13 protein-coding genes are annotated in these 16,627 nt (G+C 74.6%); 5 read left to right on the top strand and 8 right to left on the bottom strand.

The annotated features are described in order from the left end of the window. Positions 1-31 precede the first annotated feature (31 nt). Both E8D37_RS09695 and E8D37_RS09690 read right to left on the bottom strand, forming a co-directional pair. On the bottom strand, positions 32-1,318 hold the full coding sequence (locus tag E8D37_RS09695; RefSeq protein ID WP_136569524.1) for an acyl-CoA desaturase: 1,287 nt from the start codon (positions 1,316-1,318) through the stop codon (positions 32-34). Between the two features lie 109 nt (positions 1,319-1,427). After that, positions 1,428-2,582: a ferredoxin reductase gene (locus tag E8D37_RS09690; RefSeq protein ID WP_136569523.1), complete on the bottom strand. Its 1,155-nt coding sequence runs from the start codon at positions 2,580-2,582 to the stop codon at positions 1,428-1,430. A 136-nt stretch (positions 2,583-2,718) separates the two neighbouring features. On the opposite strand from E8D37_RS09690, the gene E8D37_RS09685 reads away from it, so the two are divergent. After that, positions 2,719-3,888 carry a helix-turn-helix domain-containing protein gene (locus E8D37_RS09685; RefSeq protein ID WP_240770317.1) on the top strand — a complete coding sequence of 390 codons (1,170 nt, stop codon included), beginning with the start codon at positions 2,719-2,721 and terminating at the stop codon, positions 3,886-3,888. Between the two features lie 113 nt (positions 3,889-4,001). On the opposite strand, the gene E8D37_RS09680 is transcribed toward E8D37_RS09685, so the two are convergent. After that, entirely contained in the window at positions 4,002-5,012 is a 1,011-nt protein-coding gene (locus E8D37_RS09680) for a cation diffusion facilitator family transporter (protein WP_136569522.1), read from the bottom strand. Positions 5,013-5,087: 75 nt separating this feature from the next. Between E8D37_RS09680 and E8D37_RS09675 the strand changes: the two genes are divergently transcribed. Beyond that, entirely contained in the window at positions 5,088-6,077 is a 990-nt protein-coding gene (locus tag E8D37_RS09675) for an SGNH/GDSL hydrolase family protein (RefSeq protein ID WP_168929702.1), read from the top strand. A gap of 6 nt (positions 6,078-6,083) precedes the next feature. Here the strand turns inward: E8D37_RS09675 and E8D37_RS09670 are convergent, their stop codons facing one another. Further along, entirely contained in the window at positions 6,084-7,619 is a 1,536-nt protein-coding gene (locus tag E8D37_RS09670; RefSeq protein WP_136569520.1) for an amidohydrolase family protein, read from the bottom strand. Positions 7,620-7,699: 80 nt separating this feature from the next. Here E8D37_RS09670 and E8D37_RS19840 point away from each other — a divergent pair, with 80 nt between their 5' ends. Further along, entirely contained in the window at positions 7,700-8,356 is a 657-nt protein-coding gene (locus tag E8D37_RS19840; protein WP_168929701.1) for a hypothetical protein, read from the top strand. Between the two features lie 7 nt (positions 8,357-8,363). On the opposite strand, the gene E8D37_RS09660 is transcribed toward E8D37_RS19840, so the two are convergent. Continuing rightward, complete coding sequence (locus E8D37_RS09660) at positions 8,364-10,142, bottom strand: serine/threonine-protein kinase (RefSeq protein ID WP_136569519.1); 1,779 nt, start codon at positions 10,140-10,142, stop codon at positions 8,364-8,366. 527 nt (positions 10,143-10,669) lie between these two features. Here E8D37_RS09660 and E8D37_RS09655 point away from each other — a divergent pair. Together E8D37_RS09655 and E8D37_RS09650 are read left to right on the top strand one after the other, a co-directional pair. Continuing rightward, positions 10,670-11,233 carry a sigma-70 family RNA polymerase sigma factor gene (locus E8D37_RS09655; protein WP_136569518.1) on the top strand — a complete coding sequence of 188 codons (564 nt, stop codon included), beginning with the start codon at positions 10,670-10,672 and terminating at the stop codon, positions 11,231-11,233. 92 nt (positions 11,234-11,325) lie between these two features. Beyond that, complete coding sequence (locus tag E8D37_RS09650) at positions 11,326-12,810, top strand: M1 family metallopeptidase (RefSeq protein ID WP_168929700.1); 1,485 nt, start codon at positions 11,326-11,328, stop codon at positions 12,808-12,810. 2 nt (positions 12,811-12,812) lie between these two features. On the opposite strand, the gene E8D37_RS09645 is transcribed toward E8D37_RS09650, so the two are convergent. The 3 genes from E8D37_RS09645 to pdhA all read right to left on the bottom strand — a co-directional run bounded on the left by E8D37_RS09645 (position 12,813) and on the right by pdhA (position 16,393). Then, a complete protein-coding gene (locus E8D37_RS09645) occupies positions 12,813-14,150 on the bottom strand; it encodes a dihydrolipoamide acetyltransferase family protein (RefSeq protein ID WP_136569516.1) in 1,338 nt (445 codons plus the stop codon). An 84-nt stretch (positions 14,151-14,234) separates the two neighbouring features. Beyond that, a complete protein-coding gene (locus E8D37_RS09640; protein ID WP_136569515.1) occupies positions 14,235-15,245 on the bottom strand; it encodes an alpha-ketoacid dehydrogenase subunit beta in 1,011 nt (336 codons plus the stop codon). Beyond that, positions 15,242-16,393 carry a pyruvate dehydrogenase (acetyl-transferring) E1 component subunit alpha gene (pdhA, locus tag E8D37_RS09635; protein WP_136569646.1) on the bottom strand — a complete coding sequence of 384 codons (1,152 nt, stop codon included), beginning with the start codon at positions 16,391-16,393 and terminating at the stop codon, positions 15,242-15,244. Before pdhA ends, E8D37_RS09640 begins: the two co-directional genes overlap by 4 nt. Positions 16,394-16,627: the final 234 nt, after the last annotated feature.

Below are 16,627 nucleotides of genomic sequence, written 5' to 3'. Positions count from 1 at the left end.
CACGAGTGGCCGTGCTGAGCGGAGTGGCGGATCAGGCGGGGACGGACTCCACCACGGTGAGCGGGGTGCCGGCGTCGGCCGCGGCCTTCTGCTCGGCCTGCTTGCGCGCCATCTGGTCGAGGCGGCGCTGGGCGAGCCGGCGGATCTTCGGGCCCTTGGTGACCATCGCGTAGAGCAGCTTGCTCTGCTCGACGACGTTGGAGCGGTTGGTGGTCTCCAGCCAGTGGTTCGGCAGCGAGAGCCGCACGACCTTGTGCCAGGCCGAGCCGACCTGCTGCGGCAGGGGCGCCTCGTGGTAGTTGAGCTCGTACTTCTCGAAGAGCGCCTTCACCCGCGGGGCGATCTCGGCGTACCGGCTGCTCGGCAGGTCGGGGAACAGGTGGTGCTCGATCTGGTGGGACAGGTTGCCCGTCATGATGTGCGTGAGCTTGCTGCCGGAGATGTTGGCGGAGCCGATCATCTGGCGCACGTACCACTCGCCGCGGGTCTCCTTCTCCGGGATCTTGTTGAGCTCGAACGTCTCGACGCCCTCGGGGAAGTGGCCGCACATGATGACGGAGTGCGACCAGACGTTGCGCACGACGTTGGCGGTGAAGTTGGCGGCCAGGGCCGGCAGCGCGGAGCCGAAGGGCAGCGCGATGAGCGGGTTGACCACGTAGTCCTTGGTCGCCTGCTTGCGGATCTTCTTCACGGTGGCGGCGGCGCGCTCCTTGAAGCCGGGCGTGCGGCGCTCCTCGGGCAGGCGCAGGTTGCGGCCGAGCTCGAGGTCGTAGGCGGCGATGCCGTACTCGAAGAAGCAGGCGTTGATGGCGTTCCACAGCGGCTGGGCCAGGTACATCGGGACCCACTTCTGCTCCTCGTCCACGCGCATGATGCCGTAGCCGAGGTCGTTGTCCTTGCCGATGATGTTCGTGTACGTGTGGTGGATCTCGTTGTGGCTGTGCTTCCAGCCCTCCGCCGTCGAGGCGTTGTCCCACTCCCACGTGGAGGAGTGGATCTTCGGGTCGCGCATCCAGTCCCACTGGCCGTGCATGACGTTGTGGCCGATCTCCATGTTCTCGAGGATCTTGGCCACGGAGAGGCCGACGGTGCCGAGCACCCACAGCGGAGGCAGCGCGGAGCCGAGCAGGACGGCGCGGGAGCCGAGCTCGAGGTTGCGCTGGACCTTGACGACCCGGCGGATGTACTTGGCGTCGCTCTCGCCCCGGATGTCGAGGATGTCCTGGCGGATGGCGTCGAGCTCGAGGCCGATCTGCTCGATGTCCTCCGGGCTCAGGTGGGCGACGGGGTTGACGTCCTTGTTCGTGATGCTGGTCATCGCGGTGCTCCCTCGTGGTGGTGGGGCGGGCTGGCGGGGTGCTGGCGGGGTGCTGGTGGGCCGCCGTGCGGGTGGCGGCGGGTGGTGCCGGGTGGCCGGTGCCTGGCGGCTAGTGGCTGAACGTGCAGGGGCCGGCGGCGGAGGTGATGCAGGTCTGCACCATCACGCCGTCGGGGTGGGTCTCGCCGGGGACGGCGTGGGTCAGCTCGCCGTTGCGCAGGTCGCGCACCGTCCCCTCCTTCAGCGGCAGGACGCAGGACATGCAGATGCCCATGCGGCAGCCGCTGGGCATGAGGACGCCGGCGTCCTCCGCGGCGTCCAGGATCGCCGTGTCGCCGGCGACCTCGACGTCCGTGCCGGTGGCCGCGAACGTGACCGTGCCGCCCTCGCCGGGCTCGGCGAGGAGGACGGGGCGGAACCGCTCGACGAACAGCTCCAGGCCGCGGGCGGCGTGGTGCTCCTCGAGGCTGTCGAGGAGGCCGACGGGTCCGCAGGCGTAGGTGGGGCGCTCGGCGAGGTCGGGCACCAGCTGGTCGAGCTCGTCGACGTCGAGGCGACCGCGGGTGTCGGTGTGCAGCTCGACGAGGCGGAGCAGGCCGGCCTCGGCGTAGCCGCGGATCTCGCGGCCGAAGATGACCTCGGCGCGGGCGAGCGCGGAGTGGATGAGGACGATGTCGACGTCCGGCGCCTCCGCCTTGTGGAAGAGGTTGCGCAGCATGCCGATGACCGGCGTGATGCCGGAGCCGGCGGTGACGAGCAGGAGCTTGCGCGGCATCGGCTGCGGGAGGACGAAGTCGCCCTCGGCGGGGGCCAGGTGCACGAGGGTGCCGGGCTTGACCCGACGCACCAGGTGCGTGGAGACGGCGCCGCCGGGGACCATCTTGACCGTGATCGAGATGAGGCCGTCGGGGCGCGGGCCGTGGGTGAGCGAGTAGGAGCGCCACAGGCGGACGCCGTCCACGTCGACGCCGAGGCGGACGAACTGGCCGGGCACGTGACCGTGCCAGCCGCGGCCGGGCTTGATCAGCACGGTGGCGGAGCGGGGGGTCTCGGGGGTCACCTGCACGACCCGTCCACGCAGCTCGGAGCCGCCGCGCAGCGGGTGGAAGTGGTCGAGGACGTCGTCGATCGACAGGGGCGTCACGGCGGCGTCGGCCACCTGGCGGACCTTGGGCGCGATGGTGTCGCGCAGGGTCCGGCGCAGCGGCCCGGGCCGTCCTCCCCCGGCCGCCGATCGGGCGCCGGGCAGGGTGGTGCTGGTCATGGGCTCCATGGTGACGCTGCGATGGGGTTAAAGTCCTGTCATGCGAACGTGAACCTACGCGCGAGTTTTGTTCGCTCGGTACAGAAGTTCCCGAAGGCGCAGATTCTCAGCAACTCCGCGTGAAGGAGGCGTGAACGTGGCCCGACCGCTCACCCGTCGCACCGCCGGCCACGGCGTCCGGCTGCCCGCCGAGGCGGTGGCGCTCATGCGCGCCGAGCTGCCCGCCGTCGCCGACCACGTCGTCACCACCATCACCCGCGAGGTGCCCTCCTACGCGGACACCTTCGCGGGCCGGATGGGCGAGAACATCCGCAACGCGGTGCAGCTCGCGCTCGGCGGCTTCCTCTCGCTGGCCTCCGGACGCCGAGGGGTCGACCCGCGCACCCCCACCGGCCCCGCTGTCGAGGGCGCCTACCAGCTCGGCCGCGGCGAGGCGCGCTCCGGGCGCAGCACCGACGCGCTCCTCTCCGCCTACCGGATCGGGGCCCGCGAGTCCTGGCGGCAGCTGTCCTCCCTCGCGGTCGAGGGCGGGATGGACGCCGAGACGGTCGGGCAGTTCGCGGGGCTGGTGTTCGCCTACATCGACGAGCTCTCCGCGGCGTCGGTCGCCGGGCACACCGACGAGCTCGCCACCACCGGCCGCGTGCGGCAGCGGCTCCTGGAGCGGCTGGCCGCGCAGCTGCTCGCCGGTGCCCCGGCCGAGCGGGTGCTGGAGGCCGCGGCGAAGGCCGAGTGGGCCCCGCCGTCCACCCTCACCGCCGTCCTCGTGGCGCAGCCGCAGGTGCGGCCGGTCCTCGGGCGGCTGCCCGCCGCCACGATCGCGCTCCCCGAGGCTCCCGGGCGCGAGGACGACGGCCTCCTGCTCGTCCCGGACCTCACCGGGCCCGCGCGTACCCGGTTCCTGGCCGGCGTCGACGAGCGCGACGTGACCGCCGGCCCGGCGCGCGACTGGCTGGCCGTCCGGTCCTCCTACGACCGCGCCCTGCGTGCCCGCACGGCCGGGCTCGGCCCCGACGCCGACCGGTTCCTCGCCCAGCTCGTGCTCGACGCCGACCCCGAGGCCCGCGCCGACCTGCGCGCCCAGGTGCTCGCCCCCCTCGCCGACCTGCGCCCCGCCACCGCCGAGAAGCTGAGCGAGACCCTGCGGGCGTGGCTGCTGCACCACGGCCGCCGCGACGACGTGGCCGCCGCCCTGTTCGTCCACCCGCAGACCGTCCGCTACCGGATGGGTCAGCTGCGCGAGCTGTTCGGCGACTCCCTCGACGACCCCGAGACCGTCCTGGCGCTGACCGTCGCGCTGGCGTGAGGTCGGGCCGGCTGGCCGCTGGGCTGCCGTGGGCGGTGCCCCACCAACCCAACCCGGCCACCCAACGGTTGCTCAGACACCGCCCACCAGCCACCGGGGCACCGGGCGGGCGGTCACGGCAGCAGCGAAGGGTCCTCGGGCGGGGCGAGGGTGAGGACGGCGTCCATGATGATCGGCTCGGTCTCGATGTCGAGCTCCACGCGGCGCAGGCGTCGGGCGAGGTCGTGCTCGGCGTCGTCGCCGACGAGGTCCACGGCCGCCACGATGAAGAGCCGCTGCGGGCCGACGTACTCGACGTGCAGGTAGGTGATCCGCTCGATGTCCGGGTGCTCGAGGAGCCGGGCCAGCACCCGCGAGCGCATGGCCGGCGCGATCCCCTCGCCGAGCAGGTACTCCATGTTGCGGCGGATCAGGAAGATCGCCACGACGGCCAGCAGGAGGCCGATGCCGATCGAGCCGACGGCGTCCCAGCGGGCGTTGCCGGTGGCCTGGTGCAGGCCGATGCCGAGCGCGGCGAGCACGATGCCGACCAGGGCCGAGGCGTCCTCGAGGACGACGGCGCGCAGGGTCGGGTTCGAGGTGTCGCTGACGTAGCGCAGCGGGTGCAGGCCCCACTTCTTCGACGAGCCGCGGACCTGCCGGGCGGCCTGCACGAACGACGTCCCCTCGAGCACGAACGCGATGGCGAGGACGACGTAGTTGAGGGTGAACCCGCCGGAGTCGCCGGACTCGGGCTCGAGCAGGTCGCTGATGCCGGTCCAGATGGAGACCAGCGCGCCGACCGTGAACAGGCCGAACGCGGCCACCAGCGACCAGATGTAGGTGGCGCGGCCGTAGCCGCGCGGGTGCTCCTCGTCGCGCGGGCGCGCGCCCTTCTTCTCCGCGATGAGCAGGAAGACCTCGTTGCCGGTGTCGGACCACGAGTGCGCCGCCTCGGCGAGCATCGAGGCCGAGCCGCTGATCACCGCGGCCACCGTCTTGCCCACCGCGAGCAGGGCGTTCGCGGTGAGCGCCACGACCACGGTGAGCAGGGACTCCCCGCCGCCGTCGTCGGAGTCGGAGACGTCGGGGTCGAGCGGCTGGGCCTCTCGGACCTCCCGCTCGGGCACGGCGTCGCTCGTCATGCTCCCTGTGTAGCGCGGGGACGCCGCGCCGGCGCTCACCCGCGGAGGTACCGCGCCCCCGGTAGCGTCGTGAGCGTGACCACGCGCACCCCCCGGCGTCGGGCCCCCCGCCGCGCCCTCGCCGCCCTCGCCCTCGTCGGGCTGCTGCCCGCCCTGGGGCTCGTCGCCTGCTCGTCGGAGGACGGCGGTGCGCAGGCGTCCACGGACACCACGAGCAGCGCCGACACCGGCTCCCCGTCGGCGTCCACGAGCACGTCCACGAGCACGTCCACGAGCACGTCCACCGCCACCGGCGACGGCCCGGTCTACGTGGCGATCGGCGACTCCTACACGGCCGCCCCGCTCGTCCCGACCACGGACCTGAACGACGGCTGCCTCCAGTCCGACGGCAACTACCCGCACCTGGTGGCCGCGGCGCTGGGCGCGAGCCTCACCGACGTCTCCTGCTCGGGGGCCACCACGTCGTCCCTGGTGGGGGTGCAGACGACGATGGACGGGGTCGCCCACCCGGCGCAGTTCGACGCGCTCACGGCCGACACCACCCTCGTGACGGTCTCGATCGGCGGCAACGACCAGGACCTGTTCAGCTCCATGCTCGGCGGCTGCGTGCAGCTGGCCACGAGCGGTCAGGGCCGGACGCCGTGCGCCGACGCGACCTCCGAGGCCGAGGTCGAGAAGACCCTGGCCACGATCCGCAGCCACGTCCGCGCCGCCCTCGAGGGGGTGGCCGACCGCAGCCCCGACGCCCGCGTCCTGGCCGTCGGCTACCCGCAGATCGTGCCCGCCTCCGGCTCCTGCCCCCGGCTGCTCCCGGTGGCGAGCGGCGACCTGCCGTTCATCCGCTCGGTGAACCGGGGCCTGACCGACGCGGTCGAGGAGGCGGCGAAGCGGGCCGGGGTCGAGTACGTGGACGTCTGGGCGGCCACGGCCGGGCACGACATCTGCGCCGACGATCCGTGGATCCAGGGCCAGCGCACCGACACGTCCGCCGCGCTCTCCTTCCACCCGTTCGCCGCCGAGCAGCAGGCCGTCGCCGACGCGGTGCTGGCGGTGCTCCAGGGCTGAGCGCCCTCAGAGGTCGCGGTGCGCGACCCGTCCGTCGACGACCGTGAGCGCGACGGACATCGACCGCAGCCGGGCTGCGTGCAGGGCGGCGGCCTCGGCCGGGTCCTCGGCGTCGACGGACGCCAGCGGGTCGGCGTCCAGCAGGACGAGGTCGCCCAGCGAGCCGACCCCGACCGTCGGGGCACCGTCCACGGAGGCGGCCAGCACCTCGCGGGGCGTGAGCGCCTGCTCGCCGTGCCAGGCGGCGCGCTCGTCGGCGGAGCGGTGCACCGCCGCGGCCATCGCCAGCCACGGGTCCAGCGGGGAGACGGGCGCGTCGGAGCCCAGGGCCAGCTCGACGCCGTCGTCCAGCATCCACCGGAACGCGAAGCAGCGCTCCGAGCGCGTGCCCCAGATCGCCTCGGTGAGGTCGCGGTCGTCGAGCAGGTGCGCCGGCTGGACGCTGGCGCGCAGGCCCAGCCGGGCCATCTCGGCCACGTCGGCGCGATTCACCATCTGCGCGTGCTCGATCGAGCCGCGCGCGCCCACCTCGCGGTAGGCGGCCAGCGCCTCGGCCACCGCGGCGTCGCCGATGGCGTGCGTGGCCACCTCGAGGCCGTGGGCGTGGGCGGTGCGCAGCAGGTCGCGCAGCTCGGCACCGGAGAGGTTCGCCTGGCCGGCGGGGTACTCGAGGCGGTGGGCGTCGCCGTACGGCTCGCAGCACCACGCGGTGCGGGTATTGAGCGAGCCGTCGCTGATGATCTTGAGGGGGCCCATCGTGAGGCGGTGGGCGTCCGGGAGCTGCGGCACGAGCGGGTCACCGGTGGCGAGGCCACGGCGCAGGACGTCGTCCAGGTTCTCGGCGTAGGTGCTCATGCGCACCCGCAGGACGTCGGCGCCGCTGACCCAGCGCTCGGCCCACTCCCGCGCCCCGCCGGAGAACTCGAAGTCGGTGAGCCCGACGACGCCGGAGGCGGCCGCGGCGTCCATCGTGCGGCGGTAGGCCTCGGGGCTGGTGCCGTCGTCGCCGACCAGCGTGGAGAGCCGGGCGTAGGCGCGGAACCACTCCGCCTCGCGGACCACCGAGTCGCGCACCGGCAGCGCCAGGTGCATGAGCGCGACCGTGTTGAGCCAGGCGTGGTGGGCGTCGCCGGAGATGAGGACGACGGCGGTGTCGCCGGAGACGGCGTCGAGCTCGGAGACGGTCACCTCGCGGTGCCAGCCGGCCGAGCGGTGGCCGAAGCCGATGACGGGCAGGTCGGGGTACTCGGCGACGCGCTCGGCCACCAGCCGCGTCGCGTCCTCCGGCGAGCGGGCCCTCGAGAGGTCCAGCCGTCCGGACGTGAGGGTCCACTGCGCGAGGTGGACGTGGGCGTCCCACAGGCCCGGCACCAGCCAGCGTCCGGCGGCGTCGACGGTCTCGACGGCGTCCGTCGGCGCGATCCCCTGGCTGACCTCCACCACCCGTCCGTCGCGGACGAGGACGTCGACGGGCTCCGGGCCGGGGCCGTCGCCCGGCCGCAGGGGCACCACGCGTGCACGGCGCAGGAGGAGGTCGCTCATGCCTGCCGACGATGGCAGACGCCCGTGCACGGGCACGAACCGGGCACGCCCCCGGGCCGGGTGGCCGTACGGTGTGCCACGTGCGGACGCGGGTGCTCGGGGCAGCGGTCGGCGCGGTGCTGGTCTCCGCCGCCGTCGGCGGGGTCGTGGGTGCGCGCCTGGCGGGGAGCGAGGACGACGCGGGGCCGGTCGCGGCCGGCGTCCCCAGCCCCGTCGCGGCCTCCGGACCCGCCTACCCGCGCGAGCGCACCGTGCGCGTCGTGGACGACCCCGACGACCCGGCCCTCGCGCCCGACCTGCCCTCGCACCGGGTGCAGGTGGGCAGCACCGAGTTCCCGGTCAGCCTGCGGGTGCCCCAGGGCTGGGTGCGCTCGGACTCGACCTTCGGCGGCGTCCAGTTCTACCCCTACGCCTACCCGGACTCGGCGAACACCTACTTCCTGCGGCTGCGGCTCGTGGCCAACCAGCAGCAGACGGTGGCGGCGGCGCTGGAGGACCGGGTCGCCAACCTCGAGGCCGCCTCCGACGTGCTCGACCTGCAGGTGGAGCAGCGCACCGACGACTCGCTGCTGACCACCTACGTCGTCGACGAGCACCGCCGCGTCGAGATGGACACCTACGTGGCCCGCCCGGGCGAGGACGTGGCGTTCGTGTGGGTCGGGGTCGTGGGGCGCGAGGTCGACCGCGAGGGCCTCGCCTCGCTGCTGGACGTCGCGGCGGACAGCCTCCGGTTCTGAGCCGGCCTCACATGCCGTGCGTGGCGATGCCGTCCAGCACGCGGTTGGCCGTGGCCGAGTCGGCGGCGCGGACCTGGACCCACAGGAGGCGGTCGGCCGTCACGCGGACCACGCGCTCGACGATCACGGCCGTGCTGGTGCTGCTGCCGGTGGTGCTGCTGCTCGTGGTGCTGCTGGTGGTGCTGCTGGTGGTGCTGGACGCGTCGGGGCAGCCGGCGTGCACGACCGTGCGCGCCGGCTCGCTGCCGTCGTCGGTGTAGCGCGCCTGGACCCGGTCGCACTCGGGGTGCCCGGGCATCCGGTCCGGGAGCGCGTTGCCGCTCATCAGCCCCAGGAAGACTCCCTGGCCACCGGCCGCGGACTGCCACGCCGCCGACGTGCCCACCGACAGCGCCGGGTAGGTGCCGTCGTCCGCGGGCGAGCTCCACGGCTCGTCCGCCACCGCCACGTCCCACGCTGCCGGGACCAGCGCCGAGAGGGTGCCGGTGGCGTCGTCGACGGTGACCTCGGTCGGGGGGTCCGGGGTGAGCGCCGCGTCGGCCGCCAGGCCCGCTCCGAGCGCGGCCAGCAGGCACGCCAGCGCCACCGCCAGGACGCCGAGCAGCCGACGGCGCCGTGAGACCGGTGCCGTGCTCGGGGCGACCGGCGGCGGCAGCTCCCCCGACGGCGCGACCGCCGAGGGGCGCGCCCCCGGCTGGGTCAGCTCGGGGTCGAGCGGCAGCCAGGGCACCGCCACGGAGAGCGCCGCGGAGAGCTGGGAACCGCGGTGGCCGCCCGGGCCGGTCGGGGGCAACGTCCCGCCGTGTGCCCCTTCTTCTCCCTGAGTCTGCGCGTGCTCGAGGGCCTGCTCCAGGGCCTGCTCCAGGGCCTGCTCCAGGGCGGCGACGAACGCGCCCACGTCGGGCCAGCGGTCCGCGGGGTCGGGCTCGAGGGCGCGCCGCACGACGGCGTCCGCCCGCCGCGCCGCCTCCTCGGGCAGACCGCGGGCGGTGCCGTCGAGGGGCGGGGGTGCCGTCGGGGCCGCGGCCGCGCGGAGGTCGGCGTGCCGGAAGGCCGGGCGGCCGGAGAGCAGCAGGTAGGCCAGGGCGCCCAGGGAGTACTGGTCGGCGCGGCCGTCCACCGCGTCCCCGCGCGCCTGCTCGGGCGCGGTGTAGGTGGGGGTGCCGCCGACGAGGCTGAGCCGGCTCGAGACGTCCAGCGCCTTGCCGAGCCCGAGGTCGGCGAGCATCGCCACCACCGAGCCGTCGCGGGTGCGGAAGAGGACGTTGGCGGGCTTGACGTCGCGGTGGACGAGGTCGCGCTCGTGGAGCGCCGCCAGGCCGAGGGACACCTGGCGCAGCACCTCCAGGGACTGCGCGGGCGTGAGGCCGACGACGTCGAGGCGGTCGGCGAGCGTGCCCTGGTCGGCGAACGCCATGACGAGGAACGGGCGGCCGTCGTCGAGCTCGCCGGCGTCGTAGACGGGGACGACGTGCAGCGACTCCACCCGGCGCATCCAGCGCCCCTCCTCGGTGAACCGGCGGCGGACCGTGGGCTCGCCGGCCCAGTTGTCCGCCAGCACCTTGACCGCGACCGGGCTGTCCAGCTGCTCGTCGTACGCCAGCCAGACCGTCGCGAACGCCCCGGCGCCCAGCCGGCGGCGGACTGCGTAGCGGCCGAGGCGCAGGGGTCCTGGTGGGGGTGGGTTCTGGGTGGGTGTGCCGGCGGTGGGGGTGCCCGGGGTCGGTGCGTCCGCGGGTGTGTCCGGGCGGGGCGTGCCGGGGGCCGGCTGCGTCGGCTCGTCCACGTGCCTCCCTCCGGGTCGCGTCAGGCCGGGTCAGCCTAGTCAGACCGTTCCCCACGAGGACCCAACCACGCCCCGCACCCCACCGCCCCCGCGTCTCCGCAGGTCAGAAGGCCGCCCCCAGCCCACCGCCCGCGTTCGGTCCTCGCGCCCACGAGGACCGAACGCCCCCGCCGGCCGCCACCCGCACCAGCTGCCACCACCGACCCAGCCCCACCACCGACCCCACGCCACCCGCCACACCGCCGGCCACACCACCCCGCACCGTCCCCCAGCAGGACCGAACACCCCGCCACACCCCACCGCCCCCGCATCTCCCCAGGTCAGACGGCCGTCTCCAGCCCACCGCCCGCGTTCGGTCCTCGCGCCCACGAGGACCGAACGCCCCCGGCCGGCCGCAGCCCCAGTCACCACCAGCCACAAGACAGCCCCAGCCAGCGCCAGCCCCCACCAGCGACCTCCGCAACGATCAGGTCCCAGGTCGGTGCACACCCTCGCCACAGGAGGGGCGGTCGGGGTAGGAACGGCTCGTGACCGACGCACCCACGCCCGACGAGGTGGACGAGCTGGCCCGCCGCGCGGCGGGCGGGGACGCGGCGGCGCTGGAGGAGCTGCTGGCGGCGGTCCGGCCGCGGGCGATGGCGGCGTGCCGCGGCGTGCTGCCGCACCCCGCCGACGCCGAGGACGCCTGCCAGGACGCGCTGCTCAACGTCGCCACCCGGCTCGGTCAGTGGCGCGGGAACGGGCGCTTCACCACCTGGATGCACGCCGTCTGCGTCAACAGCGCCCGCTCCACCTACCGGCGGCTCTCGCGGCAGGCGCGGCCGGTCGACCCGCACGACCACGCGAGCAGCGACCGGCCCGACCCGCGCACCACCTCCGTCGTCGCCGGCACCCGCCTCGACCTGCTCGACGCGATGGAGACCCTCGAGCGCGAGCACCCGCAGCTCGTCCAGCCGCTGCTGCTCCGCGACGTCTACGACCTGCCCTACGACGAGATCGCCGCCCTCCTCGACCTGCCGCTCGGCACGGTCAAGGCGCAGATCCACACCGGCCGCCGCCTCACCCGCCCGCTCCTGCGGGACCTCGCGTGAGGCCACGTCGGGCGCCCGCGCCCGCCGCCCGGGGCGGCAGGCCCGCCGCCCGGACCCACACGCCCTCCGCCCGGACCCGCCGCACGCGCGCCGTGGCGTGGGTGGCGGCCACGGTGGCGGGGACGCTCCTCGCGACCGGGTGCTCGCCGGCACCCGGCCAGCAGGACGGCGTCCAGCCGACCGACACCTCGCCCACCGTCACGCTGGACACCGCCGTGGGCCGCGGCGACGCGGACCTCCCCGACCCCGACGACCCGGTGTACGACGAGGCGCTCAGCACCCCGCGCACCGACCCCGTCTACCCGGTGGTCGGCAACCCGGTCGTCGACGCGCTGCACTACGACCTGCAGCTGGCGTGGGACCCGGACGCCCGCCTCCTCACCGGCCACGAGACGCTCGTGCTGCGGGCGGCACGCACCGCGCCCCGCCTCGTCCTCGACCTCTCCGACTCCCTCGACGTCACCGCCGTCGCGCTCGACGGCGAGGCACTGGACCCCACCGCCGTCACCCACGCCCGCGACGACGTGACGATCAAGGCCGGCGTCGTGCGCAACGAGCGGTACGTCCTGGAGCTGGACTACGAGGGCACCCCCGAGCCGGTGGCCGCCCCCACCACCCGCAGCGACTTCTCCACCACCGGCTGGACCACCGGCACCGACGGCTCCACCTGGACGATGCAGGAGCCGTACGGCGCCTTCACGTGGTACGCGGTCGACGACCAGCCGGCCGACAAGGCGTTCTACGACATCACCGTCTCCGTGCCGGAGGGCTGGACGGCCGTGGCCAACGGTCGGGTGGTCGGGGACGACACGACCGACGGCGTCCGCACCACCCACTGGCAGCTGGGCTCGCCCGCCGCGTCCTACCTGGTCACCCTCGCCACCGGCGAGTACGAGACGACCGCGCTCGTGCAGGGCGACACCCCGGTCACGACCTACGTGCCCCAGGGCTCCTCGCGGGCCGTGGCGGTGGCGGCCGCGCCGGACGCTCTCAACTGGGTCACCGGCTGGCTCGGCGCCTACCCCTACGACTCCCTGGGCGTCCTGGTGGTCGACTCCGACTCCGGCATGGAGACCCAGACCATGCTGACCCTCGGCGACACCGAGTACGCGACCTCGCAGGCCGTGCTGGTCCACGAGATCGTCCACCAGTGGTACGGCGACCTCGTCACGCCGACCGACTGGCGCGGCCTGTGGATGAACGAGGGCATGGCGATGTACCTGCAGGTCGTGTGGCAGGTCGAGCACGGCTCGAGCGTGACGATGCGGCAGGTGGCCGCCACCTGGGCGGCCCAGGACCAGGCGCTGCGCCGCCGCTACGGCCCGCCCGGCGCGCCGGACCCCGAGTCCTTCGGCGCCTCGAACGTCTACTACTCCCCGGCGCTCATGTGGCACCGCCTGCGGGAGCGGATCGGCGACGCCCGGTTCCGGGCGCTGGTCCGGGCCTGGCCGCAGCAGCACGCCGACGGCAACGCCACCTCGGCGCAGATGATCGCCTGGTGGTCGCGCCGCAGCGGCGTCCCGGCGTCCTTCTTCCGCTCCTGGCTCTACTCGGAGACGTCCCCGGCACGGGGATAGATCTATCCCAGCAGCAGCGCGAGGGCCGGGTCCTCCAGGACGGCGGCGACGTCGGCCAGGAACCGGGACCCGGTCTCGCCGTCGACGTGCCGGTGGTCGAAGGACAGCGCGAGGGTCGTGACGTGGCGCGGCTCGATCCGCTCGTCCGCCCCGGAGCCGACCACCCACGGCCGCCGCTCGATCGCGCCGACCGCGAGGATGCCCGACTCCCCCGGGTTGAGGATCGGGGTGCCGGCGTCCATGCCGAACACGCCCACGTTGGTGATCGTGAACGTGCCGCCGGCCATGTCGGCGGGGCTGGTGCGGCCCTCGCGCGCGGTCGCGGTGAGCACCCCGAGGGCGAGCGCGAGGTCGCGCAGGCCGAGGGCGTCGGCGTCCTTGATGTTGGGCACGACCAGCCCGCGGGGCGTGGCGGCCGCGATGCCGAGGTTCACGTAGTGCTTGAGGACGATCTCGCCGGCCGCGTCGTCCCAGGTGGAGTTGAGCAGCGGCTGCCGCTTCAGCGCCAGCAGGACGGCGCGGGCGACCACGAGCAGCGGGGTGACCTTCACGTCGCGCAGCTCGCGGTGGCCGCGCAGCCGCTCGACGAGCTCCATCGCCCGGGTCACGTCGAGGGTCTTCCACACGCTCACGTGCGGGGCCGTGAACGCCGACTCGACCATCGCCTGGCCCATCGCCCGGCGCACGCCCTTGATCGGCTCGCGGGTCTCGCGCTCGCCGGGGGCGAGACGGGGCGTCGCGGGGCTCGCCGTCGGCGACGCGGACGACGCGGGCGACGACCCGGCGGCCGCCAGCACGTCCTCCCGGGTGACGACGCCGTCGGCACCCGACGGCGCGAGGGCGGCGAGGTCGACACCGAGGTCCTTCGCGAGCTTGCGCACGGGCGGCTTCGCGAGGGCGCGGACGTCGCGGGCGGCCGGCTCCGCGGCGGGCTCGGCCGCCTCCACCGCCTTGCGGCGGCGCCGCGTCGTGCCGCCCTCGGCCTTGGCCCGGCCGACCAGCGACTCCCCCTCGCCGCCGCCGGTGGCGGCCGGGTTGGAGGGGTCGATCTCGAGCGCTGAGGGTGCCGGGGGCGCGGCGGGTGCGGCGGGAGCGGGCGCGAGGTCCGGCAGCCCGATGCGGATGATCGGCGTCCCGACCGCCACGGTCTCGCCCTCGGAGACCATCAGCGCGGTGACCTCGCCGGCGTAGGGCGAGGGCAGCTCGACGACCGACTTCGCCGTCTCGATCTCGACGACGACGTCGTTGACCTTCACCGTGTCGCCGACCTTGACCCGCCAGGCGACGATGTCGGCCTCGGTCAGGCCCTCGCCGACGTCGGGCAGCTTGTACTCGGGCATGGGTTCCTCTCACGGGCGGCGGTCTCGAGGCTCGGGCGTGGCCGCCCTCGCACCTCGACCACCAGGACTCTCACAGCGGGGCGGTCAGAAGGCGAGCGAGCGGTCGACGGCGTCCAGCAGCCGGTCCAGGTCGGGGAGGAACGCCTCCTCGATCCGGGCCGCGGGGTAGGGCACGTCGAAGCCGCCCACGCGCAGCACGGGCGCCTCCAGGGAGTAGAAGCACTCCTCGGTGATCCGCGCCGCGACCTCGGTGCCGACCCCCAGCGTCACGTGGGCCTCGTGGACGACGACCAGCCGCCCGGTCCGGCGCACGGACTCGGCCACCGGGCCGAGGTCCAGCGGCGACAGCGTCCGCAGGTCGACCACCTCGATCGAGGTGCCCTCGACGGCCGCGGCCTCGGCGGCCCGCATGGCGGTGCGCACGGTGGGCCCGTAGGCCGCGACGGTGACGTCGGTGCCCCGGCGCAGCACCCGCGAGGCGAACAGCGGGTGCGCCGGGGCGGCGAGGTCCACCTCGGCCTTGTCGGAGTGGTACTGCCGCTTCGGCTCGAGGAAGACGACCGGGTCGTCGCAGGCGACGGCCTGCTGGATCATCGTGAAGCCGTCCACCGGGTTGGAGCAGGCGACGACCTTGAGGCCCGGGGTGTGCACGAACTGCGCCTCGGGCGACTCCGAGTGGTGCTCCACCGCGCCGATGCCGCCGCCGAACGGGATGCGGATGACCAGCGGCATCGCGGTGCGGCCGTTGGTGCGGGCGCGCATCTTCGCCACCTGGGAGACGATCTGGTCGTAGGCCGGGTAGACGAACCCGTCGAACTGGATCTCCACCACGGGGCGGTAGCCGCGCATCGCCAGGCCGACGGCGGTGCCGAGGATGCCGGACTCGGCCAGCGGGGTGTCGATCACCCTGTCCTCGCCGAAGTCCTTCTGCAGGCCGTCGGTGATGCGGAAGACGCCGCCGAGGCGGCCGACGTCCTCGCCCATCACCAGGACCTTGTCGTCGGCCTCCATGGCCCGGCGCAGGCCGAGGTTGAGGGCCTTGGCCAGGGTGATCCGCGAGGAGCCCCCCGCGGTCCCGGTGCTCGCGCTGCTCACTGCTCCTCCTCGAAGCCGCCGGCGTAGGCCGCGTACGCGGCTCGCTGGGCGGCGAGCTCGGGCGTCTGCTCGGCGTAGACGTGGTCGAACATCGACAGCGGGTCGGGGTCGGGCAGGGAGCGGCAGCCCTCCCGGAGCCGCTCGCCCAACGCGTCCGCCTCCTGGGTGAGGGCGGTCAGGTAGGCCTCGTCCACGTGCCCGTTGCGGCGCAGGAACGCCTCCAGCCGCAGGATCGGGTCCTTGAGCTTCCACGACTCCAGGTCGGCCGAGAGCCGGTAGCGGGTGGGGTCGTCGGTGGTGGTGTGGGCCCCCATCCGGTAGGTGAACGCCTCCACCAGGACGGGCCCCTGGCCCTCGCGGGCCCGCTGGAGCGCGGCGGAGACGACGGCGTGCACCGCCACCACGTCGTTGCCGTCGACGCGGACGCCGGGCAGGCCGAAGCCCCACGCGCGCTGGTAGAGCGGGACGCGGCTCTGCCGCTCGGTCGGCTCGGAGATCGCCCACTGGTTGTTGGTGCAGAGGAAGACCACGGGGGCGTGGTAGCTGGCCGCGAAGACGAGCGCCTCGTTGACGTCGCCCTGGCTGGAGGCGCCGTCGCCGAAGTGGGCGAGGACGGCGGCGTCCCGGTCCGGGTCGCCCGTCCCGACGACCCCGTCGCGCTGCAGGCCCATGCCGTAGCCGACGGCGTGCAGGGTCTGCGCGCCGATGATGATCGTGTAGAGCGCCATCCGCGTGCGCTCCGTGTCCCACGAGCCGTGGTCGGTGCCGCGGAAGAGACCGAGGAGCTCGACGGGGTCGACGCCCATGCACCACGCGACGCCGTGCTCGCGGTAGGTGGGGAAGACGAAGTCCTGCGGCCGGGTGGCCCGGGCGGCGCCGACCTGGGCGGCCTCCTGGCCGAGCGACTGCGCCCACAGCCCGAGCTCGCCGTGGCGCTGGAGCGCGGTGGCCTCGGTGTCGAGCCGCCGGGTCAGCACCATGTCGCGGTGCAGGCCGCGCAGCTGCTCCGGGGTGAGGTCGGAGGAGAAGAGCGGGTGCTCGACGCGCTCGCCCTCCGGCGTGAGGAGCTGCACCGGCTCCGGCGAGCCCTGGGCGTAGGCACCCGCGAAGGCGTCGCTCGGGTCTGTCTGCGTGCTGCCTGAGGGCATGCTGGGCACCGTCCACTCCTCTCGCCCGCCGGGGTTCTCCGCCGGGTGGTCCTGCTCTGTCGCTCCGAGCGGGCTCGGCGCGGGGGTGGTGCGCCTCATCCTGCCGGATTCCGCGCCACACGGGTGTCATGTGACGCAGACCACATCGTGTGTCCACGCTACCGCCCCACCGCCCCGAGCACCACGCCAGGTGGCCTCGCGCGGGGGCGACATCCTCTCCCGTCGCAGGTCGGA

The sequence above is a fragment of the Nocardioides sp. GY 10127 genome, from assembly GCF_004919085.1.
Classification (GTDB): Bacteria; Actinomycetota; Actinomycetes; order Propionibacteriales; family Nocardioidaceae; genus Nocardioides.
Note: the sequence above shows the minus strand (reverse complement) of the source record. Positions and strands in the feature narration are given on the sequence as shown.

Coding starts and splice junctions, on each gene's coding strand:
- E8D37_RS09680 (WP_136569522.1), bottom strand. CDS start 5,012: ATGACGAGCGACGCCGTGCCCGAGCGGGAGGTCCGAGAGGCCCAGCCG.
- pdhA (WP_136569646.1), bottom strand. CDS start 16,393: ATGCCCTCAGGCAGCACGCAGACAGACCCGAGCGACGCCTTCGCGGGT.
- E8D37_RS09690 (WP_136569523.1), bottom strand. CDS start 2,582: ATGACCAGCACCACCCTGCCCGGCGCCCGATCGGCGGCCGGGGGAGGA.
- E8D37_RS09695 (WP_136569524.1), bottom strand. CDS start 1,318: ATGACCAGCATCACGAACAAGGACGTCAACCCCGTCGCCCACCTGAGC.
- E8D37_RS09645 (WP_136569516.1), bottom strand. CDS start 14,150: ATGCCCGAGTACAAGCTGCCCGACGTCGGCGAGGGCCTGACCGAGGCC.
- E8D37_RS09670 (WP_136569520.1), bottom strand. CDS start 7,619: ATGAGCGACCTCCTCCTGCGCCGTGCACGCGTGGTGCCCCTGCGGCCG.